The 23,583-nt window shown below is 60.0% G+C and carries 21 protein-coding genes; 9 read left to right on the top strand and 12 right to left on the bottom strand.

Features of this window, described 5'->3' with window-relative positions:
- Window positions 1-253 precede the first annotated feature (253 nt).
- The 9 genes from LGT41_RS10535 (at window position 254) to LGT41_RS10495 (ending at window position 10,610) form a co-directional block, all read left to right on the top strand.
- Complete coding sequence (locus LGT41_RS10535) at window positions 254-613, top strand: MarR family EPS-associated transcriptional regulator (RefSeq protein ID WP_274126828.1); 360 nt, start codon at window positions 254-256, stop codon at window positions 611-613.
- 355 nt (window positions 614-968) lie between these two features.
- On the top strand, window positions 969-2,144 hold the full coding sequence (locus LGT41_RS10530; protein ID WP_274126827.1) for a glycosyltransferase: 1,176 nt from the start codon (window positions 969-971) through the stop codon (window positions 2,142-2,144).
- A gap of 63 nt (window positions 2,145-2,207) precedes the next feature.
- On the top strand, window positions 2,208-3,629 hold the full coding sequence (locus LGT41_RS10525) for a polysaccharide biosynthesis protein (RefSeq protein ID WP_274126826.1): 1,422 nt from the start codon (window positions 2,208-2,210) through the stop codon (window positions 3,627-3,629).
- A gap of 85 nt (window positions 3,630-3,714) precedes the next feature.
- Entirely contained in the window at window positions 3,715-4,941 is a 1,227-nt protein-coding gene (locus LGT41_RS10520; RefSeq protein WP_274126825.1) for a glycosyltransferase family 2 protein, read from the top strand.
- 28 nt (window positions 4,942-4,969) lie between these two features.
- Window positions 4,970-6,013 carry a hypothetical protein gene (locus LGT41_RS10515; RefSeq protein ID WP_274126824.1) on the top strand — a complete coding sequence of 348 codons (1,044 nt, stop codon included), beginning with the start codon at window positions 4,970-4,972 and terminating at the stop codon, window positions 6,011-6,013.
- 189 nt (window positions 6,014-6,202) lie between these two features.
- Window positions 6,203-7,231 carry a polysaccharide biosynthesis protein gene (locus LGT41_RS10510; RefSeq protein WP_274126823.1) on the top strand — a complete coding sequence of 343 codons (1,029 nt, stop codon included), beginning with the start codon at window positions 6,203-6,205 and terminating at the stop codon, window positions 7,229-7,231.
- Window positions 7,232-7,277: 46 nt separating this feature from the next.
- Complete coding sequence (locus LGT41_RS10505) at window positions 7,278-8,174, top strand: dTDP-4-dehydrorhamnose reductase family protein (protein ID WP_274126822.1); 897 nt, start codon at window positions 7,278-7,280, stop codon at window positions 8,172-8,174.
- A gap of 94 nt (window positions 8,175-8,268) precedes the next feature.
- On the top strand, window positions 8,269-9,405 hold the full coding sequence (gene wecB / locus LGT41_RS10500; protein WP_274126821.1) for a non-hydrolyzing UDP-N-acetylglucosamine 2-epimerase: 1,137 nt from the start codon (window positions 8,269-8,271) through the stop codon (window positions 9,403-9,405).
- Window positions 9,406-9,413: 8 nt separating this feature from the next.
- Window positions 9,414-10,610 (top strand): glycosyltransferase family 4 protein, encoded by a 1,197-nt coding sequence (locus LGT41_RS10495; protein WP_274126820.1) that lies wholly within the window; start codon window positions 9,414-9,416, stop codon window positions 10,608-10,610.
- A 622-nt stretch (window positions 10,611-11,232) separates the two neighbouring features.
- Here LGT41_RS10495 and LGT41_RS10485 read toward each other — a convergent pair.
- The 12 genes from LGT41_RS10485 to LGT41_RS10430 form a co-directional block, all read right to left on the bottom strand.
- Entirely contained in the window at window positions 11,233-11,490 is a 258-nt protein-coding gene (locus tag LGT41_RS10485) for a hypothetical protein (RefSeq protein WP_274126818.1), read from the bottom strand.
- Window positions 11,487-12,161 (bottom strand): YcbK family protein, encoded by a 675-nt coding sequence (locus LGT41_RS10480; protein ID WP_274126816.1) that lies wholly within the window; start codon window positions 12,159-12,161, stop codon window positions 11,487-11,489. Before LGT41_RS10480 ends, LGT41_RS10485 begins: the two co-directional genes overlap by 4 nt.
- A 74-nt stretch (window positions 12,162-12,235) precedes the next feature.
- Complete coding sequence (locus LGT41_RS10475; protein ID WP_274126814.1) at window positions 12,236-12,490, bottom strand: DUF6127 family protein; 255 nt, start codon at window positions 12,488-12,490, stop codon at window positions 12,236-12,238.
- A gap of 55 nt (window positions 12,491-12,545) precedes the next feature.
- The gene (locus tag LGT41_RS10470; protein WP_274126813.1) at window positions 12,546-13,622 is read right to left on the bottom strand and encodes a DUF2793 domain-containing protein; all 1,077 of its coding nucleotides are present in this window, start codon (window positions 13,620-13,622) and stop codon (window positions 12,546-12,548) included.
- Between the two features lie 10 nt (window positions 13,623-13,632).
- On the bottom strand, window positions 13,633-17,601 hold the full coding sequence (locus tag LGT41_RS10465) for a baseplate multidomain protein megatron (RefSeq protein WP_274126812.1): 3,969 nt from the start codon (window positions 17,599-17,601) through the stop codon (window positions 13,633-13,635).
- A 9-nt stretch (window positions 17,602-17,610) separates the two neighbouring features.
- Window positions 17,611-18,045 (bottom strand): NlpC/P60 family protein, encoded by a 435-nt coding sequence (locus tag LGT41_RS10460; RefSeq protein ID WP_274126811.1) that lies wholly within the window; start codon window positions 18,043-18,045, stop codon window positions 17,611-17,613.
- Window positions 18,042-18,926 (bottom strand): DUF2163 domain-containing protein, encoded by an 885-nt coding sequence (locus LGT41_RS10455; RefSeq protein ID WP_274126810.1) that lies wholly within the window; start codon window positions 18,924-18,926, stop codon window positions 18,042-18,044. Before LGT41_RS10455 ends, LGT41_RS10460 begins: the two co-directional genes overlap by 4 nt.
- A complete protein-coding gene (locus tag LGT41_RS10450) occupies window positions 18,923-19,549 on the bottom strand; it encodes a DUF2460 domain-containing protein (RefSeq protein WP_274126809.1) in 627 nt (208 codons plus the stop codon). Before LGT41_RS10450 ends, LGT41_RS10455 begins: the two co-directional genes overlap by 4 nt.
- Window positions 19,549-21,966: a phage tail tape measure C-terminal domain-containing protein gene (locus LGT41_RS10445; RefSeq protein WP_274126808.1), complete on the bottom strand. Its 2,418-nt coding sequence runs from the start codon at window positions 21,964-21,966 to the stop codon at window positions 19,549-19,551. Before LGT41_RS10445 ends, LGT41_RS10450 begins: the two co-directional genes overlap by 1 nt.
- On the bottom strand, window positions 21,959-22,189 hold the full coding sequence (locus LGT41_RS10440; RefSeq protein WP_274126807.1) for a DUF7697 family protein: 231 nt from the start codon (window positions 22,187-22,189) through the stop codon (window positions 21,959-21,961). Before LGT41_RS10440 ends, LGT41_RS10445 begins: the two co-directional genes overlap by 8 nt.
- Window positions 22,186-22,623: a hypothetical protein gene (locus LGT41_RS10435; RefSeq protein WP_274126806.1), complete on the bottom strand. Its 438-nt coding sequence runs from the start codon at window positions 22,621-22,623 to the stop codon at window positions 22,186-22,188. The genes LGT41_RS10440 and LGT41_RS10435 overlap by 4 nt, the downstream gene beginning before the upstream one ends.
- The gene (locus LGT41_RS10430) at window positions 22,623-23,561 is read right to left on the bottom strand and encodes a phage tail tube protein (protein WP_274126805.1); all 939 of its coding nucleotides are present in this window, start codon (window positions 23,559-23,561) and stop codon (window positions 22,623-22,625) included. The genes LGT41_RS10435 and LGT41_RS10430 overlap by 1 nt, the downstream gene beginning before the upstream one ends.
- Window positions 23,562-23,583 lie beyond the last annotated feature (22 nt).

The raw sequence follows: 23,583 nt of genomic DNA, 5'->3' as shown, positions 1-23,583 counted from the left end.
TTTGAAGGCCCGCCGATGTCCTCGGAGTAAGTGAGGTCCCCCTCTGGTTGGGCCAGCCCCTGAGGGTTGGTGGCTACTTCAGCGTCCGAAGTGACGAAAACCTCTGAAATTCTGAAATTCCCTCTTGTTTGCGCGCGCAGCATTTGCTAACGCTCGAAACTGAGCGATGTGGAATCTATTCTCATCATCACCTTTGCATCCAACAAGGCGCCCCGCGGGCAGGCCTTGTGCGGTAGCTTGAGAAAATCCTGAAATGACCAGCAAGCGCACCAAGCTGCAGGAGGACACGCATTTTCGCGTGCTTCGCCTTCTGCAAGATAATCCGGAAATGTCCCAACGTGAGCTGGCTGAGGCAGTTGGCGTCAGTGTAGGCGGGATCCACTACGTACTGAACGCCTTGATCGACAAAGGGCTTGTGAAGCTGGGGAATTTCACGGCGGCAGAAGACAAGCGACGATATGCCTACGTTTTAACGCCGAAGGGGATTGCGCGAAAGGCAGCGCTGACGCGAGCGTTTTGGGTTAGGAAGATGGAAGAGTATGAGGCGCTCAAAGAAGAGATTGAGGCGCTTCAAATCGATCTGGATGCCAACGCAAGCCAAAAGCCGCCTTGAGCGCATTCACAACCCGCTTGGTGAACCATTATTCACGAAAAACTGCGAAATGCCGCTTGGGTAGAGCTGCTTTAATGCCGGCGGCGTCCAAGAGATGTTAAAGGAAATTGCAATTGATTGTTCCAATTGGACACTTTTCGACCAGTTCTAAAGACTCTTTTGGTCAAAGGCGGACACTTGTCACCGATACCGCACGTTTTTTTTGTCGCCCGATCGACGCGACGGAGGAACATCAAGAACTGCTTGGAGCGGCGGTGTGGCATGCGTTCGCAATACTTGCGCGCAACATCCTTATGCATCGTTTTCCCTGCAGACATGCCGGTCCCAGTGAGGGGGCTGAGCCCGCATACTGGTCATGACAGACGGTCCAGTCATAGTTCTTTGTGTTGTCGATTATTTCCTGCCTGGTTTTCAAGGGGGCGGACCTATTCGCACGATCGCAAACATGCGCAAGCAGTTGACTGAATCCGCCGACATCGCAGTCTTTACACGCGACCGAGATCTCGGGTCCAATGTGCGATATGATGCTATTCAGGCAGATACTTGGACCGAAACAGAATACGGGCCCATATACTATGCCAGCCCTGAAGAGTTTGGCGTGAAAGGCTTGAAGAAGGCCATGGCCTCGCTCGATTGCGACCTGCTCTATTTGAACAGTTTCTTCGGCTTCCGGTCGACGATCCAGATATATCTTTGGTCCCGCTGGCAGAACCGGCACCTTCCAATCCTACTGGCGCCGCGGGGAGAATTCTCTTCCGGCGCTCTGGCCCTGAAACGAATCAAGAAAAAGATGTTCCTCTCTCTGGTTCGCACGCTTGGGCTCTATCGCGACATTCATTGGCACGCCTCAACTGAGGCGGAAAAAGACGACATCCTGCGCTGCTTTCCCGGCGCCAACGTCGGCGTGGCCGAGGACCCCGTCGAAGTGAACTTCGATCCTTCACCGGTCGGACGAGTGTCGCCCAGGCCGAGCGGGCAGCTCCGCGTATCATTCATTTCGCGCATTTCGCCCATGAAGAACCTCGATCAGTTGCTGCGGATCCTTGCCGGGACATCCGCACGAATCGACTTGGACATTTTTGGGCCGATTGAAGATACAGAATATTGGGATCGTTGCCAGGCCCTCGTTTCGGACATGCCTAAGAATGTCAGTGTAAGCTATAAGGGCGCGCTCCATCCGGAAAAGGTTTCCTCTGCTTTCGCCGACTACGATCTTTTTGCCTTTCCGACGCATGGAGAGAATTTCGGGCACGTCGTTTTCGAATCCCTTCGGGCGGGAACGCCCGTCATCATCAGCAATAGAACACCCTGGCAAACACAAGAATCCGGAGCAATTTTGGCGATTCCTCTAGATGAAACAGAAACCTGGCGACAAGAGCTGGATAAATTTGCGGCCATGACGGTCGAGCAGAAAAGTCAACGTCGCGACGGTGCCCGGGAGTTTTCTCACCATTATGCCCGGACCTCGGGAACGGCGGCCAGGACCGTAGATTTGTTTGTCAAAGCCGTCGGAAAACCTGGCAAGAGCTGAGATCGGGCCACATCGTTGACGACCGATACCATGCCTCACCAAGCTAATTGAAGAACGACGCTCGTGACCAGACACAAAAGTACCAGCTTTGTCCGAAACGCCATCTTTGTCTTTGGCTCACAAATGATCGTCCTGGCAACCGGGTTCGTCAAGGCATTTGCTATTCCTGCGACCCTTAGCATTTCGGATTACGGGTACTGGCAGATCTATCTCTTTTATACGCTTTATGTCGGCGTCACGACATTGGGCTACACCGACGGGCTTTATCTGAAATACGGCGGTTTCGACCTTCAGGATTTGCCGTTCGCGAAGCTCCGGATGGCAAATTTGTTCTATCTGCTCCTGATCACAGCCGGGTGCACCGGTTTTCTCGTATTTGCTGGGCTGAACGAAGATTTTCCGAGACAAGTCATTTTTGCAGCTATCGCACTCAATGTTATCGTTCTGGGCGTAATCGCAAACATCGGCCTTACCCTTCAGGCCGTCAACGAATTGCGTGCCTATTCCTATCTGGTCTCAGCGGATAAAATATTTTTCACTCTGTGTCTGTTTGGACTTGTTTTTGATGACCTGAGAAACTTTTACTATCTCATCATCATGGACCTCATTTCAAAATACCTTCTTCTTATTTTTCTATTGTACCAATACCGTCAACTTTTTTTCGGCGGGGTGGCCGCGGTGTCCGAGGGTTTCAGAGAATTCCGAAGCAGTTTGGGGGCCGGATCGCAGTTATTGATTGCGAATCTCAGCGGGATGCTCATCTTCGGTGCCGGGCGGATCATCGTCGAATATAGCGGAAGCATCGAAAGTTATGCGCACTACGCTTTTGCCGTCTCGATCGCGAGCATTGTTTTCGTAAGCGTTTCAGCCTTGAGCGTGGTCGTGTATCCCGCGCTCAAACGATTGCCGAGAGCCAATTATAGCAGCTATTTCGAAAAGACGAATAATGCATTCCTGGTGATGCTGTTTTTTATGCTCAGCGGTTTTTTTCCGGCGGTGTTGGCCATAGATCACGTATTCGTAAAATACCAGCAGGTTATCGAATTTTTGGCGCCGATGTTCGTCGTTATCGTGCTTCAGGGCAAGATGACTCTCGTGAACAACACATTTTTCAAGGCGCTGCGTCTGGAGACTCCGATGCTTTTCGCGAACCTGTCGGCTCTGGTCGTCGTTTGCGTGCTTTCGACAACCATGTTCTTGTCGACTGGTGCACTCGCCAGTATTGTCTTTGCAACCCTTTTCACCGTTTTCGTCTGTGTCTATGCCTGCGAGTTCTATCTTCGCCAGAAAATGGGTGGTCGGTTCTCGGCAAATACGTTTTGGGAGATAGGGGCTCTCGCGGTCTTCCTCGTGATCACGACAGTATTTTCCACATCCGTTTCGCTTCTGGTTTGGATACTGTTTTCGCTTTACGTCGCGATACTCAAGCGGGATCAAGTCGTCTGTTTTGTCGAAAAACTGCGGACGGGCGAGTTCGCAAAATAGCCATTCGTGAGCTATTTCGGCGCATAAACACTCCACAGACGGTTTCCGACCACATCCGTCGCCTGAACTATTCCGGGACCAAGCCATGACCAAACCGCCGATACTGTCAATCGTGATGCCAACACATAACCGCGCGCAATATGCCGGTCCGGCAATCGCGGGTATTCTGGATTATCCGTCAAGGGATTTCGAACTGGTGGTTTCGGACACGAGCTCCGACGGTCGCCTCACTGCATTTCTGGCCGAGCGGCCCGAATTGCGGAATGATCCGCGTTTGGTGCTAATCCGGCCTGAGGGTCCGTCGAACCTGACGGAAAACCACAATTCCGCAGTGGCCGCGGCCCGAGGCACTTATGTCTGCATCATCGGCGATGACGATGGCGTGTCGAAAAGCCTTTTTGACGCCGTTAATTGGGCCGCAAAAAAGGACGTTGGCGCGATTTCACACCGCATTCTCGCGAACTACGCGTGGCCGGATTTCCGCTCCAAGCTGGTCGGGGCCGGGCATGCGAGCAGACTCTACCTGCCCCGCCGCCTGGAGCCTCCCAAATGGCGGATTGCCGCCGCCGATCTCGAAGCGCTGCTCGATCGCGGTCTGCAGGGAACACATGAAACACCCCGCTGCTACCACGGGCTGATCAAGCGGCAGAAACTCGAACAGGTCAAGGAACGCACCGGCGCCTATTTTCATGGCAGCAGTCCGGACATGTCCGGTGCAGTCTCCTTGGCGTGTATTCTTGAAAGGTATATCGAGATCGATATCCCGCTGACGATTCCCGGTGCTTCGGCCAAGAGCAATTCCGGCCGCAGCGCGATGAACACCCACAAGGGAGCGCTGTTATCCGAGAGCCAGACCAGCAGCTTCGAACACTCAGGTTGGGCACGCGGTGTGCCCAAATTCTTCTCGGTGGAAACCGTCTGGGCGCATGCAGGGCTGACAAGCCTCATCGCGCTGGCTCCGGATCAATTGCAAAAGTTCAATTTCGTTCATTTTCTGGCGCTCTGTCGCGCGCGCCATCCTGAGTTTGACGCAGAAATCGAAAGCGCAACCTGGGAAGCCGCCGACCTTTTGTCCCAGGCCCTATTGACATTCCAGTCAGCGGTGGACCACGAAAAGCGTAAGGTTCGTCGGGACCGATATGTATACTTGGCAAAACGACTTCTCCGGCCCACCGCCGCAGGCGGGAGAAGATATGAGGGAGGCCTCGACGATATCTTCGCCGCGCAGCGGCGCCTCAATATCGAGATGGAAAAAATGAGTGGTAGCTTTGAAGACTACATGCGGAATTTTGATTTAGCCCGTACCCCTTGATGCTTTTCGAAGAAGCGTAGGAGTTTCCATGCAAAGGCGAGATGTGACAGTTTACCAAACCAATAGGCAATCTCCTGCGCTTGGTATTAAGATGAGGAGATTGCTCGTCGTCAGGAAAAGCAACTTTTTGTGGTATGCCCTGATCCTGTCGGTCTCGATCCTGGTATATATCTCGTCCCAATCCCTCCTAGCCCATTACATCAATGGCGACCAAATCTTCTATATAAACTTCTACCACTCCTTGAAGCAGGCTCCATTTTCTGCCGTGACGGAGTTGCAACTTATCAATACCGGAAGCGCAGAGCCCCTTTATGGCTACATTTCCTGGATATTTGTGAATTTAGGTTTCGAAAAGAATACGTATATCGCGCTATCCAACGTTCTCCTGACCATGGCAGTCGGTCTGGCCATGAAGAATTCCGGAGCAAACCCGATCATATTTTTATTTGTCGTGACCAACTTCTACTTTGTTGTATTGCTCACGTCGGCCGAACGCCTCAAGTTCGGGTACCTCTTCTTTGCTCTGCTGTTCGCGTTTCCTGGGAAAATCAGCATTGTCTCAGGACTTCTTACTCCGCTTTTTCACTTTCAGATGTTCATCAACTATGCGTCGTTGTTTCTCGGTAGATTTGCCGAAATGCGCGTCAAAGATTTCAAGAAGCTATCGACCCTCGTACCTTTCGTCGCTCTGACGATTGTTGCCGCTTTTGGCGTATACTACATCATGGAACACTACGGCGCGTCGATCACATTTAAAGTGGAACACTACTCGGCTGTAAATACCTTTAAAATTAGCGATTTCGTTCGACTTCTCGGCCTGATTGCATTGGCTCTTGTGCTCTCTATTCGCTTCGGAACTCTTCTGGCATATATGGCCCCGATCGCCATTTCCGTGGCCTTGCTGGGGCCGGAAAGGGTCAATATGATCGGATTCGTTACGCTTCTGTTTATTGCCGCCAAGAACAAACAGTTGATGAATCCATTTTTTATTCTTCTATTGTCCTATTTTTCATTCAAGACCATTGACTACATCAAAAACATATACGCCTACGGAAACGGTTTCGTCATATGAAATCGGATACGGGACGAAGGAAAGACAAAGCTCGAGTCGCTGCAATGCCCGCAGGGGCAGGCATATGTGTTGTCGGCACAATCGGAGTGCCTGCACCGCTGTGCGTGCCTGTCCTGGCGAGTTCCGGTATGCAAATGCGTATCGTCACCCAAAAGTTTCAAACCATCTAACACTCAAGAGGCTACTAGCGTGTTTACCGACAAATCCCTCCTCATCACTGGCGGCACCGGCTCGTTCGGCAACGCCGTTCTGCGCCGTTTCCTTGACTCCGATTTACGCGAAATCCGCATTTTCAGTCGAGACGAGAAGAAACAAGATGACATGCGCAAGAAGTACAAGAGCGACAAGCTCAAGTTCTACATCGGAGATGTGCGCGATTTCCAATCGGTATTGAACGCCGTGCGCGGCGTTGATTTCATTTACCACGCTGCGGCGCTCAAGCAGGTGCCATCCTGCGAGTTCTACCCGCTTGAAGCCGTCAAGACCAACGTGCTCGGCACAGAGAACGTGTTGGAGGCTGCAGTTCAGGCCGGTGTGGAGCGGGTCGTTTGCCTGAGCACCGACAAGGCGGTCTATCCAATCAATGCAATGGGCATCAGCAAGGCGATGATGGAAAAGGTGATCGTCGCTAAATCCCGGTCGAGCAACGATACGGTGATCTCCGCCACCCGCTACGGCAACGTGATGGCATCGCGCGGCTCGGTTATTCCGCTGTTTGTCAATCAGATCCGGGCGGGCAAGCCGATCACAATCACAGACCCGTCGATGACCCGTTTCATGATGACCCTCGACGACGCCGTCGATCTCGTGATTTTTGCCTTCGAGAACGGCCGCGCGGGTGAGATTTTCGTGCAGAAGGCTCCGGCCGCCACAATCAAGACCTTGGCGAAAGCCCTCACCGACCTCCTCGGCGCCCCCGAACACCGGATCGATATCATCGGCACCCGTCATGGCGAGAAACTGTTCGAGGCGCTGCTGAGCCGAGAAGAAATGGTCGCTGCGCAAGACCTGGGAGACTATTATCGGGTGCCCCCGGACCTGCGTGATCTCAACTATGGCAAATTTTTTGAACAGGGCGAAATCGAGATCTCTGAAGCAACCGAGTATACCTCTCACAACACTACGCGGCTTGATGTAAAAGAAATGCAAACCTTGCTCATGAAGCTCCGGTTTATGCAAGACACGGTGCGCGGGGAACATGTCGATCCAGAGGAATGATCTGGTCAATTTCTCGGGCAACGACAGTCTAATAGGAAACAAATAGATGACAGAACTACGAAAGGTGCGGATCCTCATAGTCGGCGCGACCGGAATGCTCGGCTCAACCTTATTCCGGGCCTTCAGCGCGGATCAGAGCTTCGAAACATTCGGGACCATTCGCGGCGCCGGCGGGGCAAAGCATTTTGCACCGGAACTTCGCGATGCCCTGATTCCCAATATCCATCTAGAGGGTGAGACCGGTCTGCTAACCGCATTTTCGACCGTCCGGCCGGATCTTGTCGTCAATTGTGTCGGGATCATAAAACAACTGCCGAACGCCAACGACCATCTCGAAAGCCTGGCGATCAACTCGGGCCTGCCGCATCGTTTGGCGAAATACAGCAGCATGGTCGGCGCCCGGCTCGTGCATTTCAGCACTGACTGTGTGTTCTCTGGCAAGGGTGGCCAATACAAGGAAGATGACTTCCCCGACGCCTATGACCTGTATGGTCGCACGAAATACCTTGGCGAGGTCGACTATGAAAACGCCGTCACACTGCGGACGTCGATCATTGGGCACGAGTTGACCAGTGCCAAGAGTCTTGTGGATTGGTTCCTGAGCCAGTCGGGCGAGGTCAAAGGGTTCAGGAATGCGATCTTTTCCGGCCTGCCGACGATCGAGGTTGCGCGTGTCGTCCGCGAATTCGTGATCCCCAACCCGGAGCTACGTGGCCTCTACCATCTGTCGGTCGACCCGATCAACAAGTATGACCTGTTGCGTCTCGTCGCCGAAACCTACGAGAAAAACATCTCAATCATCCCGGATGATCAGCTCATCATCGACCGCTCACTCAATTCGGACCGGTTCCAGACGGCAACGGGGTTCGCGCCGAAACCGTGGCCTGAGCTGGTCAAGGCCATGCACGACGAATACCACGCCAACGCGGTGATCGACGCCTGACCGGGCTGTCCGGTGTGTCAATCCAAGGCCATTCGCGGTCGTGGCTTGCCCACCGGGCCAGCTGCGTCGGGCATCAAAATTTTTCGAGGAAGCCATGAAAAAAATGCGCGTAATGACAATCGTGGGAACCCGACCCGAGATCATCCGGCTTTCCAGAGTGATAGAGCAGCTTGATCGCTACTGTGACCACCTGCTGGTCCACACCGGCCAAAGCTATGACTATGAATTGAACCAGGTGTTTTTCGATGATCTCGGAATCCGAAAACCCGACCATTTCCTGAACAGCGCCGAGGGCAGCACCAGCGCGGCCAATACAATCGGCAACGTCATTTCCAGCGTCGACCGGGTCTTGTCCGCCGAACAGCCTGAGGCAGTTCTGATCCTTGGCGACACCAACAGCAGCCTTGCTGCGATACCGGCGAAGCGCCGAAAGATCCCGGTCTTTCACATGGAAGCGGGCAATCGCAGCTTCGATCTTCGCGTGCCGGAAGAAATCAACCGCCGCATTGTCGACCACACCGCTGATATTAACCTTACCTACAGCACGATTGCGCGCGACTACCTGCTGCGCGAGGGGTTACATCCTGACCTGGTCATCAAGACCGGCAGCCCGATGTTCGAAGTCCTGCACCATTACCTGCCACAGATCGAGGCCTCGACAATTCTGGAACGGCTAGGGCTCGAACGGGAAAACTATTTCGTTGTCAGCGCCCACCGCGAGGAAAACATCGACAGCGACAAAAACTTCGCCAAGCTGGTCGCGGTTATGAACGCCATCGCGGAAGACCACAACATTCCAGTGATCGTATCTACTCATCCGAGAACGCAAAAGCGCATCGACGCCTTTGGGCTTCCATTCCACCCGCAGGTCCGACTGCTCAAACCGCTCGGATTCCATGACTACGTCCATTTGCAGAAAAACGCCAAAGCAACGCTTTCCGATAGCGGCACCATAACCGAAGAGAGTTCTATCTTGAACTTTCCGGCGCTCAATTTACGCGAAGCGCACGAACGTCCGGAAGGCGTCGAAGAAGCGAGTGTGATGATGGTGGGTGTTGAAGTTGACCGTGTTCGCCAAGCGCTTGCTGTGCTGGCTGATCAGGATCGTGGCCCTGCACGTAGTCTTCGCCTGGTAGAGGATTACTCTATGCCAAACGTCAGTGACAAGGTACTACGGATCATCCTCAGTTACACCGACTACGTGAACCGCGTCGTCTGGAAAAAATACTGAGCCCAGCTGTGAAACTCGTCCTGATCTCCGATTCATTTCCACCGGTGCGCAACTCCGGCGCAGTTCAATTGCGTGATCTGGCGCGTGAACTTGTTCGACAGGGGCATGACCTCACGGTGCTCGCTCCTAGCGTGGATCTCGAGCAACCTTGGGAGCTTGAGAACTACGAGGGTGGGCAGGTCCTGCGCCTGAGAGCACCGAGGATTAGGGGCATCAGCCAAATCAGGCGTGGCGTCAACGAATTTCTTATGCCCAGAAAAATGTATCGAAACCTTCGGCGCAGCCCGCTCGTGGGGCAGCGCTGGGAGGGGATCGTTTGGTATTCACCGTCGATTTTCCACGGTCATCTTGTGCGCAAATTGAAGAAACAGAGTGGCTGCAAGGGGTATTTGATCATCCGTGACATTTTCCCTGAGTGGGCCGTCGATGTCGGTATTTTGCGACGTGGGTTGGCTTATCGTTTCTTCAAATTGATCGCCCGTCAACAATACGCCGTGGCCGATGTCATCGGCGTGCAAAGCCCGGGGAATTTGGGGTATTTCGAACCATGGCATAAGGCTCGTGAGGGCCGTTCGCTTGAAGTATTGCAAAATTGGCTCGACAATCCATCCAGCGATCGGTGTCCGATAAAGATCAAGGAAACGCCCCTCGCCGGTCGAAAAATTCTAATATACGCTGGCAATATGGGGATCGCGCAAGGCATGGACATTTTGCTAGATCTCGCTGAAAGGATGAGGTTTCGCCGCGACATCGGTTTTCTGTTTGTTGGTCGAGGTGACCGCCGTAAAGAGCTAGAGGAGCTAGCCGTCATGCGGGATCTCGACAACGTACTTTTTTTTGATGAGATTGAACCAGACCAAATACAGGATCTATACAACCAGTGTGATGCTGGGATGGTCGCGTTGGATCCCCGTCACAAGTCGCACAACATTCCAGGTAAGTTGCTGTCCTATTTACAAAATGGCCTTCCAGTTCTCGCCAGTATTAACGCCGGGAACGACCTTGCAGATTTGATCAGGAGCGAAGACGTGGGCGAGGTTTGCGAGACCAACAAACTTTTCGACCTTGAACAACACTGCATCGCATTAATCGATCGGCTTGATGAAGACCAGTTGTTGCCAGATCGCTGTGTGCGCTTGTTTAAACGTCAGTTTTCAGTTGCACAAGCTGCTCAGCAGGTTGTTCTGGCCCTGCGCAAGAGATAGTAGAAGTCTTCGCAAGGTCGTGTTCGCTAGTGGAGAGGATTTTGGGCGAAGTCGAAAGAGGGTTCACAGAGGCTGATTTTGGCGTGTCTCAAGGCAAATTATAACATACGCGCGGTTGCATGCGTGATTGACGTGGAACCATCCCGCGTGGTGAAGTAGTTACAACCTTTGCGCGAGACTGGTGGCTTCGTATCTGCCAGAGCAGGCGGCCAGGTGAAGTTCCATGCTGATGTGATCCGAGACGCTGCAATACGGGACCAGTTGATAAATGCTGGATAGCGGACCGCAGTGGTTTGGGAGTGTCTACGGCGCAAGCCGACCTATTCGCGGCAACGGTTCAGCTTCTGGCAGCATGGCTTCCTTTGAACAGCAGGCAACTTGAAGTTGTCGAAAAGGAAAGAGTACACTCCGAGTGACCGGTGCACTGCAGATCGATCTGAAAACCGGAAAGCAGCTCTGCTTCTATTCGCAGCTGCGGACTTGCTCCCGCATTACTGCGTAGTCACCCATCATTTCGACGACTGCCGATCCGTCCGGCAGCATCGCCATCTCCTCGGCCGCCCGCGCCTGAAACTCCCTGCTGTACTCCACGACCGGCGGACATGCCGCCAAGCCGTTCGCTTCAAAACCCGCCGTTGCGCAGCCGGTCAACCAGTTCGTCGCGATCACGAGGACGACGAGCCGTGGCCTCCAGCATCCGGCGTTGGATTGCATTGGTCTTCTCCGAGATTTCGAGACGTTCAGCAATCCGCCCGACGTGCTCGCCGGAACGGCGGATCGAAAGCAGAAACAGGACGATGGCGACAGCCATAGCTCCATAGCGCAAAGCGGCCCGCGCCGATGGGCTGGCGGCGATCCCGCCGAAAATGGTCGCGATCATCTCTTCCCCCGCTTCCAATCATCAAGCCGGGCATAGATCGTGACCGCGATGCCAATGAGCGCGACGGCGATGAACACCCAACGCAGCGTGTCTAGATAAGGGACGAGCGGCAGAATGGCGTCCTGCGTGTCAGCCAGGACATTCTGCGCCACCTCAACTCCCGCCGCACCCAGCGTCGCCACTCCGGCCGCTCCGCCACCTTTCATGGTGCGGCTATCGGCCAAGACCTCGCGCGCTGGCTGAGTTTCCGCAGCAAAGGCTGTCGCGCGGACCGGGAAGCGCTCACCCCACTGCCGCGCCGGGCCAAGATCGACATGCATGAACCCCGAGCGCGGATAGAACCCGAACCCAAGAAAGCCGACTGCCCGCGCCGCCGCCTCGAACGCCACCGGGTCATGGTTCGACATGGCGATGTCGAAGGCCGCGCCGTCCATGTGCTTCGAGCGGGTTGCGCCGCCAACGGCGCGGTTATGCTCGGGGCTCCGATAGGCCGAACGGACGATCAGCGGCTTGCCGAGCCGGTCCCGCAGCGCCTGCAGCTTGTCGAGCGCGGGCTCGTTGATCAGCAGCTTGCCGGTACCCCGGCAGGCAATTTCGGCGGGCGAGAAGTTGGTCCAGCGCCAGGCACTTTTTGGCAGGTCGCGCCAATGGTCGTAAAAGGTCGTGGTCATGGTTTCCTCCAAAAACGAAAAAACCCGCCACATGGGCGGGTTCAGGGTGGTGCGTGAGTTGTCGCGATGGGCGGCTAAGGACCGCCGCCGAATATCTTGAGCTTGATCGCGATGCCCGCGAGCAGCGCCAGCATCACGCCGGTGGTGATCATGCGGACGGCGGTCTGCATGGCGGTGCGGCGCACCAGCCGGATGCAATCGAGCAGCGACCGCAGATCACGGATGTCCAGCGCGGCCTCTTCACCATCGAGGCCAACATCGGCAAGCGCGCGCTTGGCGCCTTTCTCAGCGGCGCGTGCCAGCATGGCCTCGAACTCGGCGTCTGGCATGCGTACGAAACCCTGGTCGGATCGGGGTGGTGTCATGGGTCAATCCTCCCGCCGCTCAGCCAACCTTGCAGCCCCAGAAGGACGTGTGATCGGCGGCGAAGTAGCCGTCCGCGACCCGAAAATACCCCTGAAGCTCGACGGTATTGCCTGCGCTCAGCGGCACCATGGTCTGAAGCCAGATGGATGTGGCCAACGAAACATGGGTGGCCGAACTCTCTCCGAAGGAGCCCCGGATTTCTGTCGCACCGTTCAGCACCAGCCGCCCGCGCATGCGGGCCGTGGCGCTGGCGTTGATCTTGTAGAGAAGTGTGGCGCCGAAGAGGTAGGTGCCGTCGACGGGTGCGGTGAAGAGGCTGGTCCCAGAATCGAATGCGCCTTGGTCGTTGTAGTCGGTGTTATTCAGGCCGATCTTTGTCCAGGCTCCAACGCCCACGTAGTTGTCATAGTTCGTGTAAGCCTTGAAGCGCGGCAGTTGCGGCTGCTCGACGATGCCGGTGGCGTTGTCCACGATCAGACCGTCGAAGAAGGTGCTGCCGTCGGCCGAAACCGCGAGGCGGAAACTGTCGGAGCCGAAGAGACCGACGAGCGCCTTTGTCACGAAACCGCTCTGCAGGGTCAGGCCGAGATCGTCGCCCGCCGCTTCCTTGTTCATGGTGTAGAACAGATCGCCGGTCCCGCCTTCGGCCACGGTCTTGGCGGTCCAGAGCGCCGCGTTCAACTTGGCGGAGAACGGGTTGGCGGCATCGGCTGTCGTGCCGAGTCCAAGCAGCCCAAGGTTCTGCAGATCTGCCGGCGTGGTGCCAATCCAACCCGCGCCATCGTAGACCAGCAGCAGCCCCTCGTTCTCAACCCATGCACGCCAGCCCGCCCGGGGCGGCAGGCGCAGCCAGGTCCCATCCGTGAACAGCGCCACGTTCAGGTCCCACCCCGTCCAGTCACCGGTCCCGCCGCTCGCCACGATATGGCGGTCGCCATCGGCAGGGCTGCCGGGCGGCGCGGTCAGGTCGCGGTCGAGGACGGAAAGCTGGACGAGCCCGTCGAGCAGCCGAAGCGCCTCGTTATGGGTGACATGCTTCTGGGCCTGCGCCGCGAGGATGTAGGGCAGTAGCAGATTGGTCGTGGTGTCGGACATGGGTTGGCCTTCAGAAGGTTAGCGTGACGGTTTTGGCCGCACCCCGCCCGATCAGGGCGGAGAGCTGGAAGATGCGGATGTCGAGCGTGTCGCCGGGTCCCAGCAGCGCACCCCAGTCGGCCGTTTGCTGGGCGGCTGTGTAGATTGCGCTTGTTGTGGTCACGCTCAGCACCCGCTTCACCGTGCTGCCATCGAGGATCTCGACGTCGTAGGCTTCGACCTCCTCGATCAGCGGCACCTCCACCGCGCCCCAGCTGTCGGCTGCGAGGGCCCGGGACCGCCGCGTCCAGCGGATCGTCAGATCGCCGGGCGTGCGCGGCCCCCGCCATGGCTGCTCCACATGGGCCACAGAGAATGGCCGCAGACCGGCACCAACTGGCGTAAAACTCTTGGCGACATAGGTCTCGTCGTTGACAGAGCGGCTTGCCGGGCCGATGCGCCAGTTCCACGGAAGCCCGAGATCGGCCTCGGCGATCGGCAATGACGCCAGAGCGTCGCCCAACACCGCGACCCGCGCGCCGATCGGAGCCGGATTGCCCATCGCGCCCTCGGTGCCGCGCTGGCAGCGCAGCAGGCGCGTCAGCCTATAACGGCCCGGCGCGATCAACTCAGCAGCGCTCGCCTGCACGATTTCCCAAGTGCCGGGCGCACTCTCGATGGCCAGCGCATTGGCCCCACCGAACAGCGTCAAGTCCGTGACACTTTCCAGCGTACCAGAGAGCAGATCAACAACGAGCGCATTGCCGAGATCGAACCGTGATGTGGGACCAGCATAAAAATCCGAGACCAGCGCGCCGATACGTGCCCGGCCGCCAAAAGTGGTCAGTAGCTCAAACCCGTCTGTCGACGGGCTGCGAAACACTGCCATCTCCCCCGGCCAGGGAACAGCATGGGCCGCGACAAACGGCCGATGCGCGGGCTGATCCTCAGTCAACTGAGGCAGGTCCAGCTGCACGACCTCGGGTGCGCCGAACACTACGGCCTTCGAGAGTGAGGACGGTCTTGGTGATCCGGGCGGCAGGTAATGGGCCTCCCGATCCTGACGGACCGCTTCGATCCCGCGTGCCTCGGCATCCGCGATGGAGACGAGCCGCAACGGGATGTGCCGCTCTTCATGGGCGAGCGTGACGACATCGGCCGGATCAAGCGCCAATCGCGACGGCGGCAAACGAAACGCTGCTGTTTCTCGCCCGGTCCAGGCTTCCATCAGAGCACGGCGGCAGCGGCGCTCGGCCTCTTCGGGCGGGACCGCCATGGGGAAGCTTTCCGAGGCGATGCGGGTCGTATCCACCGTGATCCGGCGCGCCTCGACGAGGGCGGCATCATAATCCTCATCTGCACGCGCCACCTGCCATTTGAGCGCCTGTGGCAGTTCCGTCTCCTGCGCGCGGGTGAGTTCCATAACGTCGCCCTCGCGGGCCGCGACCAGATCATCGTGTGTCACGCTGGCCACGGCGGCACGTCCGCGCATGACGAAGCGGATGACGCCTTCGGTCTCGACCGCGTCGAAGCCGAAATGCCGCGACAGCGTAGTGATTGAGGCGCGCGGGCTTTCGAGCGCACCGATGGCGTAGCCTTCGACTGCGCCCCAGAGACCGGTGATGTCGATCCGGGCTTCCGGCATTCCCGCACGCACACAGAGATGCCGGACCAGCGCGGCCAGCGACACCGCACCGAGCCGTCCGGTCAGCCAGTGACCGAGCCGCCAGTTCGCGCCGTCTGTCCAGACATCGGTCAGCGCCGGAAAGAACGGATAGGGCCGCGCGTCCCAGGTCCAGGCGGCGCATTCCGGAACGTGGACCATGCGCCCGCCATAGACGGACGACACCGGGTTGTTCGCGGCCTCACCCCACCAGAGATATGTCGCCTCGAGATAGGCCCGCTGGATCGCGTCATCGCGCCAGCCCCGCGAGAAATGCGGCGTGAAGCTCTCGGACGATTTCGGGTCGAAGAACACGTTCGGCTGGTTCGTACCCCGGTCGATGGCGGGACAGCCCAACTCGGTGAACCAGATCGGCTTGGACTCGGGCGCCCATGCCGTCGGCGTCCCGCTCTCTACCCCGCCCGGGCGGTCATAATGCGCATTTGACCACCAGGCGCGCAGATCCTTGTAGCGGAAGACCCATGGCTTGCTGGCAGTACCATCCGTGATCGGTGTGCGGACCTGCGTGGAGCGGTCGGCGGCGCTGGCATAGAACCAGTCGTAGCCTTCGCCGCCCGCGATGTTCCCCTGCAGGTAGGCGCGGTCGTAGATCGCGGGCCAGCTATCCTGTGCATCAAGATGTTCGAACCCGTCCCGCCAGTCCGAGAGCGGCATGTAGTTGTCGATGCCGATGAAATCGATTTCCGGATCTGCCCAGAGCGGATCGAGGTGGAAGAACACGTCGCCCGAGCCGTCGCCTGGCTGGTGCCCGAAGTATTCCGACCAGTCCGCCGCATAGCCGATCTTTGTGCCCGACCCGAGGATCGAGCGGACATCCGCGAGAAGGTCACGACAGGCCTGTACCGCCGGATAGGTGGACGCGCCGGAGCGGATCGTCGTCAGCCCCGGCATCTCGGTGCCGATCAGGAAGGCATCGACCCCGCCCGCCGCCGCGCAGAGATGGGCGTAATGCAGAACCATTCGCCGCAGGCCCCAATCGCTCGGTGATCCGGTCCAGCTGACGTTCTCACCCGAGACGCTGAAACTGCCCGGAGTCGCCGCGCCGAACAGCGCGGCGACCTGCGTGGCGGCGGTGGCGCTCTTGTCCACGGTCCCGGCATAGCCAGCAGCCGGGGAACAGGTGATCCGGCCGCGCCAGGGGAAGACGGGCTGCCCCGTCTCGGCGGCGTTGTCGGAATACGGGTTCGGCAGCGTATTGCCGAGCGGCACATCCATCAGGATGAACGGATAGAAGGTGACGCGCAGCCCACGCGCCTTCATCTCCTGGATCGCCTGCACCACCGCGAAATCGGCGGGCGTGCCGCCATAGACCGGGCGATCCTGATCGTCGCGGCTGACCAGAAAGGCGTTGGCGCGGCTAACGCCATTCACCGACCAGGCCGACGGCGTGGTCGATTTGGCTGTGACCTCGACCCCGGGCCGCACCTTGCAATTGTCTGCCCGCAGATCGTCGCCAAACCAGGCCACCACCAGTGATACGCTCTCGACGTTCGGTGCCATCGCCTGCAGCCGGTCCAGCGCCACCACCATGTCGGCGGTATCGGTCAGCGCGTTGAGGTTCTCGGGCTCGGAAGACCCGCCGCTGCCCTTCCGGATGCCCTGCGTGGCATAGGCGAACTCACCGGACGCCGGGATCATGGTGACGGCCCTCACGTTGCCCTCCGCCGTGTCGGGATCGGCAAGCGGGCGGAACACCTCGAAACTCAGCTGCGGGATACGGTTGCCGTAGTTGCCGAGCGGCAGGTCCTCGAAGACGACATAGGCGGTGCCGCGATAGGCTGGCGTGTTTGCCGCGCCCATCTCGGCTGTGATGAACGGATCGGCCGCCTGGCTCTCATCGCCAGGATACCAGCGCCATGTGATCCCGGCGGTGTCCAGCGGTTTTCCGTCGGCCCAGATGCGTCCGATGCCGGTGATCGGCCCCTCGCAAAGCGCGACGGCGAAGCTCGCGTAATAGAAATACTCGGTGGTCTTGACCTTGCCGCCACCGCCGCCGCCTTTGCCGCCACCCTGCGTGGTAGTCTTCGTCTCCTCGCGGAAATCCGTCGCCCAGACGATGTTGCCACCGATCCGCATGCGGCCGTAGAGGCGCGGAATCACCGCCCCTTCGGTGGCCGAGGTGATGCGCAGGTTGTCCATCCGCGCGCCTTCGATCCGCTGAGTTGGTGCCAGTGACGAAATGATCCAGCTGTCGACGACCGAGCCGATGGTGGAGCCGATGAAGCCACCGATGGTGGCGGCGCTGACGCCGAGGATCGCGCCGCCAATGCTACCGCCAATGGCAGCGCCAGCGGCACCGAGAACGAGGGTGGCCATGGGGGGATCTCAGCGTTGTGGAAAGAGGAAGGCAAAGGCGATGCGCCGCCGCCACGATGGGGCGAGCAGTTCTTCGATCACGCCAAGGCGCTCATAGGCGTGGAGGAAACTGTCGGGCCCGGTGAGGATCCCAACATGCTTGGCAACGGCGCGGGGCTGCATGCGAAAGAGGACCAGCGCGCCGGGACCAGCCTCAGAAGGTGCGATTTCCGGCATTATGCGCCGAGCACCATCCGCAAGAACCTCGCGGGGCCCGGTCTCGCCCCAATCCCGGCTGTAGGGCGGGATCGGGAACGGCTCGGGGCCGACGACCTCGCGCCAGACACCCCTCGCGAGCCCGAGGCAGTCGCAGCCAACGCCCCGAAGGCTGGCCTGGTCGTGATACGGTGTGCCCAGCCAGGACCGCGCTACCTTGATAACCCGCTGTGGTTTGACCGCATTCAAAGCACCGCCCCCTCGTGCCCACCATCCTTGGTGGCATAGCGGAGAACCGCGTCTTGGCCGGGGATGTGCGGGAAGCCACGAAAGTTGACGGTATTTGCGAACTTCGCGCCGCAGGTCTCCAGGCGCTTGTCGCAGCCTGCGCGGACAATGAAGACGTCGCCTCCGGCAATGGGCCGAACGGGCGCTTCGAGCAGTGTCAGCACCGCGATGCCGTCTGTCACGTCATGTGCGATGATCTCGGCGCGCCGACCGGCATTCGTGCCGTTTGTCCATTCGACGGTGCCGAAGGTAAACCAGCCGGAAGTGAACCCACCGAGCCCCGATGCGGTGAAAGCCCGATCCCGCAGCACATCGAGTACCGTGCCGTTGCCTTTGAAAGCAGGATCCTCCTGATCAACGCCACAGCGCGCATCTCCAAGGGCTGCGTCGCAGGTCGCCTGAAAGGTCCGACCGACCGTTTGGCCAAGCACATGAGCCAGCGAGCGCACCTCCGCGACGAATGCCAGCCGCCCGCGCCGGATCTGGCCGATGGCGCCGCGTCGCATCAACACGCATTGGTCCGTGTCGGACCAGTTCACCCGCCAGACCTCGACTTCGGCATTGTCCCAGCGACCGTCGAGGATGTCGGTCTCGGTGATCCGGTCGGAGGTGAGCACACCTTCGGCGTCCTGCGCATCGACGGAGAGGTCGGAGCCCGACCGGACCTCGGAGGCTGTCAGCCCGCTCTCGGGCTCGAAGTCCGTGCCGTCAAAGCTCAGCGTCCGGTCGTGATCGGTGAAGCCGAAACTCGCGCCGTCGGCGCGGAGGATGCGCCAGCACCAGGCCAGCGTTGTTGTCCCGTCGTCCAGATGCGCTTGCAGATCGGGGGTGATGCTTTTCATCGGCGGAGTTCCAGAAGTGGGATGGTTGTGATCGAGCCCAGCCGCTCGAGATCAAGCGTCACGTTGAGGGCGTCAGTGTCGAAGCGGACGGGCACGTCGAATTCGAAGCCCGCGGTGATCGATACGCCGGAGCCTGGCGCGGTACCGAAGGTGACGAGGCCGGTCGTGGTGACGACCGACCAGCCGGACGGCTGCTCAACGCCGTCGAGGGATATCCTGACACTGCCCGCCACTGGCTTGGCGATTGTCCGTGTCCAGGATTGCGTCCCGGATGCGTAGCGCTTCACCAGCTGGAAGGCGGTTGTCGTGCCGTCGCCGGTGCCGATGGCCTGATCGGTTGGCGATGGCGTTCCCGAGGGCAGACAGGACTTATGGTCGCCCCAGTCCTTGAAGCGGAAGCCATGAAGGCGACCGTTCCGCGCCTCGAAGAAGGCGACCACTGCCGACAGATCGTCCGCGCGGCGGATGCCGTAGGCCACATCGTAGCGACGGCGCGAATTGGCCCAGCTGGCGTTGCGTTCCTCGTCACCCGAAGCGAGCTCGACGATCTGCGTTCGCCGCTCCGGCCCGCCGCGGGCGCCCCGGCTGATGTTGTCGGGAAACCGCACCTCGTGAAACGCCATCACATGCCCCTCCGCCCGAGCGAGACCGCGCGGGCGATGTCGGCAGCGACCTGCGTCCGCGACTGCCGGAAGCTCTCGGCGTCACGGGCCATGATGGTGACGTTCACACCGCCGCCTCCGCCATACGATTGCGCCTCACGCCGCGACAGCACGCGTTCGCCACGCTGCAGGATCGCAGGAACCTCATCGTGGCGCAGCCCTGCAACGCCGCCGGAGTGCATCCGAGGCGCAGCCGCGAACGCCATCGCCGGGACCATCCGGCCTGGCGCGGAGGCACCTACCATGCCGCCTGCATGCAAGATGTTTGCGAAAATCCCGCCCGCACCGCCGAGCGCGCCAGATAGCGCGTTAGCGATCGGCCCCAAGATGAACCGGCGCGCCGCCAGTTTGGCGAGATCGGCCAGCAGTGAGGTGACCAGACCGCGAAAGTCCAGCTTGCCGGTCTTCACGAAGTCTCCAACCGCGTTCTCTGCCGACTGGAATGCGCCGACCAGCGCTTGGCCGATGTCCCCGCCAATCTCGCGTGCCTTGCTGGCATAGTCGCTGAGCGCTGCGGTGACTGCCTGCCAGCCGGTGACGGCGGCTTCGGTGTTTGGTTCGGCGGCAGCGGCAGCGGCCCCGGCCGCAGCACCGGCACCGGCAGCGGCGCGTCCGGCATCACCAAGGGCTGTCTCAAAGCGGTCAGCTGCGTTGGTCGCCTCGGTCAGCGCGTCCGCGCCACCTTCATCGCTGCCCCGCACCGCATCGCGCAACGCCTGCCAACTGGCGAGCGGCGCGCGTGCCCCCTCGGCCAGATCGCGCGCGGCACCGCGATAGGTATTTGCGGTGGCAAGCGCAGTATTGGCCGCTTGGGTGAGCCCGAGCTCGGGTGCGGCGAGCGGGTTGTCCTCGAAAGCCCGGTCAAAGGCAGTCTGAGCAGCGGTCGTCGCGGCCGTCGCGGCACCCTCGAAGCGGTTCTCGATCTGACCCAACTCAAGATCGGGGATGATCGAGATGCGCCGCTCGGACCCGAGCGCTTCCAGCCCCTGGTTGATCCCGCCAATGAACGTGTTGATGCGCGAGACCACGCCGTTCAGCATCGCCTCAACACCGTCGATCAGGCTGTTCGCCGCCTGAAACACCAGATCGCCAATGGCTGCGGGGAGCATTCCCCAGATCGCCTTGTTCGCCTCGTAGGCTCCCTCAAACGTGTTCGCGGCCGTATTGCCGAAGGCCACGACGCTTTCGATGGCGCTCTGCATCCCGGAGGCAGCATCGGCCTTGAGGTCGAAAAACATCACCGTGGCCGCAGCGCCCGCCGCAGCAGCCCCCATCTTGATCCGATCCCAGACTTCGACCGCGAGATCCTTCAGGAGCGACATCGCCTCACCAAATCCGCCAGCTCCCGACACAAGGCGGGTGAACTGGTAGACAAGCTCGCCCGCGCCAACGATCAGCGCCCCGATGCCGGTCCGGATCAGGGCGCCACGCAGCAGGACCAGCGCCGTGGCGAGCCCACGGACCGACAGCGCTGCGGCTGCCATACCGGCGACCCAACGCCCTGCAAGAAAAGCCACAAACGTGGCGGCATAGGTGGTCAGACGGCCGATGTTGTCGAAAAGGCCTCGGATCGCGATGCCGAGTGGCCCGGTGCGGCTGGCCACGGCCGCCATGGCATTCGCGACCGCTTCCAGCGCGGGTGCCGCAGCGACCGCCAGCTGGTTCGACAGCCCGCGCCAGACGAGGCCAAGACGCGAGATCGCGTCGTTGGTCCGCTCGATCTGGTCGGCATCCTGCTCCGACACGACGACGCCGAAGGCCAGAACATCCTCTGTCGCCTGGCGCAATGTTGCGGTGTCGATCCGCGACATCGCGATGGAGCCTTCCTCGCCGAACAGCTGGCCCGCCACGGCGGCGCGTTCTGCGGCGGGCACGAAGCTTTCGATGGCGGCGTTGATCGCCCCCACCCGTTGATCCAGCGGCAGCGCGATCAGGTCTGTTGCAGACAGCCCAAGCCGGTCCAGCGCGTCGGCAGCAGGTCCCGTCCCGGCGGCCGCCTGGCTGAGCCGTCGAGTCAGATCCTTTGTCGCCTGCTCGATGCCCGACATGGAAACACCGGCCAGCTCACCCGCGCGCTCAAGGGTCTGGATCGAGGCAACTGTCGTGCCAAGCGACTGCGCAAGCTTCGCCTGCGCATCGACGGTCTGCAGTCCCGAGCGGACCATGGCCACGCCTGCAGCAGCGGCTGCGGCGACCGCAGCTGCAGCGGCAATCCGGACCCGTCGGGAGAACGCCGCAAGCCGAGCGTTGGCCGCTTCCATCTCGCGGCTGAGCCGTCCGAACCCGCGCGCCCCAGCCTCGCCGACACCTTCCAGCTCGGCGCGCACCTGTCGGCCGCCCACCGCAGCAAGGCGGACAGAAACGCGCTTCTCAGCCATTGGAATGATCCACCTGTTCGTTAAATTTTGCGACCATCACCGCCTCAACGGCGGGCAGCAGTTCGGCCATGGCCAAGGGCGGAATGCCAAGTGCGTCACCGAGGGCGAGCACCGCCGACATGTCCCAGCCGATCACCGCGCCCGGCAGCACGCGCAACTGGCCGCCGAGGCGAGCCACCAGATCCCAGACCTGCCAGCCTTCAAAGGTTGAAGGTCGGTTCATCCGCGCCGGGCAGGTTTCGCACGTCGCTTCACAGGCTTTGCAGTAGCCTTCGCCCCCGCCGAAGGACCATTCGGCAAGGACGCGGAGACGTTTTTTTCCTGTTCCAGCAGCAGGCCCTTCGAGACGTAGGTCAGCTGGAAGGCCTCAAAGATTGGCCAGACGTCGAGCAGCGCGTCGATGGCCTCCGGGCTTGGGTCGATTGGACTGCCATCCGCATCGCCGATGCCCTCCCAAGTGAGAACTGCCCGGCGCGCCAGCGCCTTGGCAAAGGCAACGGCGCGTTCCTCGTCGGACGCCTCCTCGGGGACCGCCTCCACAGCGGTGTCGCTGCGCGTTGCAACCATCAGCGCCGTAGTCAGCGGGCGCAGCTGCAGCCGGACGCCCGGCGCGAGGTCGTGCCAGCGGGGTGCATTCGTCAGATCGAGCGTCAGCATCAGTAAATCTCCACATCATTCACGAGGGTGGCGGTGCACATCCGGCCGACCGTGCTGTCACGCGCGGCCTGCCAATCGAAGGTCGCCTGCACGCCCTGCGGCCCGGAAATCTCGATGCGGGGGCGCGGCAGGTAGACGGCGTGCACGGTGAAGGTGAAGCTTTCGCCGGAGGGCAGCACATAGGCGAACTCCAACTCGCAGGGATCGCCATTGATCGCCTGCGTCACCAGCGTCTGGTCGGCGAAACGCACCTCGATTGAGCCGGTCAGAGCGGCAATAGACGGGTCTGCCCCATCGATGCGACCGTCCGAGCGGATGGTTTCGATACGGTCGAGATTGTTCGCGTAGGTGATGTCGGCTGAAACGACATTACCGAGCGCGGTGCCATTGCGGCTGATCGCGCCGTTGAAATGGCCGAAGCGCTGCAAGTCGAGCGCGGCGGGTGTCCCGGCGCTGGTCGTCGTGCCCACGGTCTCGCCCTGCGCCACCAGTCGGGCCGTTGCGGTCAGCAGGCCAGATCGCTGCATCTGCCAGTTGATCTGGTCGAGTACGCAGCCGGAATACATCGCAAAACGCGGGATCTCGGGCATGCCCGTCTCGATCGACATGCTGGGCAGCGTCCAGGACCCGGACTGGAATTCATGCGTCCATGGGCCGGTACCGGTAGTGATCGGATCGCCAAAACTCGCCTTCAGCCAGAACCCGAAGGCCTCGGCGTCCAGCGGCACGACGACATCCCCGTCCGCCGTCACCGCATCCTTGATTGGCGCCAGCGGATCCCGGCCATAGCCGAGAAGTTCCGAGTTCAGCAGCGGCTGCTCTGCGCCGAGCGAAGTGCTGGCGAAGGGCATCTTCGTGAAACCGCCCACGGGGGGCGTTCCATAGGTCGTCTCGAACGCAAGCGCCATCTGCGCCCGCGCCCCTTGGGCTCGTGCCATTGTGTTCTCCTCGGGTTGTCGG

The sequence above is a fragment of the Abyssibius alkaniclasticus genome, assembly GCF_020447305.1.
GTDB lineage: Bacteria > Pseudomonadota > Alphaproteobacteria > Rhodobacterales > Rhodobacteraceae > Abyssibius > Abyssibius alkaniclasticus.
Note: the sequence above shows the minus strand (reverse complement) of the source record. Positions and strands in the feature narration are given on the sequence as shown.

What these genes read in the sequence shown, in the direction of transcription:
- LGT41_RS10435 (WP_274126806.1), bottom strand. Translation starts at nt 22,623, where the DNA reads ATGCTGACGCTCGATCTGACGAATGCACCCCGCTGGCACGACCTCGCG.
- wecB (WP_274126821.1), top strand. Translation starts at nt 8,269, where the DNA reads ATGAAAAAAATGCGCGTAATGACAATCGTGGGAACCCGACCCGAGATC.
- LGT41_RS10535 (WP_274126828.1), top strand. Translation starts at nt 254, where the DNA reads ATGACCAGCAAGCGCACCAAGCTGCAGGAGGACACGCATTTTCGCGTG.
- LGT41_RS10480 (WP_274126816.1), bottom strand. Translation starts at nt 12,161, where the DNA reads ATGACCACGACCTTTTACGACCATTGGCGCGACCTGCCAAAAAGTGCC.
- LGT41_RS10515 (WP_274126824.1), top strand. Translation starts at nt 4,970, where the DNA reads ATGCAAAGGCGAGATGTGACAGTTTACCAAACCAATAGGCAATCTCCT.
- LGT41_RS10485 (WP_274126818.1), bottom strand. Translation starts at nt 11,490, where the DNA reads ATGATCGCGACCATTTTCGGCGGGATCGCCGCCAGCCCATCGGCGCGG.
- LGT41_RS10465 (WP_274126812.1), bottom strand. Translation starts at nt 17,601, where the DNA reads ATGGCCACCCTCGTTCTCGGTGCCGCTGGCGCTGCCATTGGCGGTAGC.
- LGT41_RS10450 (WP_274126809.1), bottom strand. Translation starts at nt 19,549, where the DNA reads ATGGCGTTTCACGAGGTGCGGTTTCCCGACAACATCAGCCGGGGCGCC.
- LGT41_RS10430 (WP_274126805.1), bottom strand. Translation starts at nt 23,561, where the DNA reads ATGGCACGAGCCCAAGGGGCGCGGGCGCAGATGGCGCTTGCGTTCGAG.
- LGT41_RS10520 (WP_274126825.1), top strand. Translation starts at nt 3,715, where the DNA reads ATGACCAAACCGCCGATACTGTCAATCGTGATGCCAACACATAACCGC.
- LGT41_RS10470 (WP_274126813.1), bottom strand. Translation starts at nt 13,622, where the DNA reads ATGTCCGACACCACGACCAATCTGCTACTGCCCTACATCCTCGCGGCG.
- LGT41_RS10530 (WP_274126827.1), top strand. Translation starts at nt 969, where the DNA reads ATGACAGACGGTCCAGTCATAGTTCTTTGTGTTGTCGATTATTTCCTG.
- LGT41_RS10505 (WP_274126822.1), top strand. Translation starts at nt 7,278, where the DNA reads ATGACAGAACTACGAAAGGTGCGGATCCTCATAGTCGGCGCGACCGGA.
- LGT41_RS10445 (WP_274126808.1), bottom strand. Translation starts at nt 21,966, where the DNA reads ATGGCTGAGAAGCGCGTTTCTGTCCGCCTTGCTGCGGTGGGCGGCCGA.
- LGT41_RS10475 (WP_274126814.1), bottom strand. Translation starts at nt 12,490, where the DNA reads ATGCCAGACGCCGAGTTCGAGGCCATGCTGGCACGCGCCGCTGAGAAA.
- LGT41_RS10440 (WP_274126807.1), bottom strand. Translation starts at nt 22,189, where the DNA reads ATGAACCGACCTTCAACCTTTGAAGGCTGGCAGGTCTGGGATCTGGTG.
- LGT41_RS10455 (WP_274126810.1), bottom strand. Translation starts at nt 18,926, where the DNA reads ATGAAAAGCATCACCCCCGATCTGCAAGCGCATCTGGACGACGGGACA.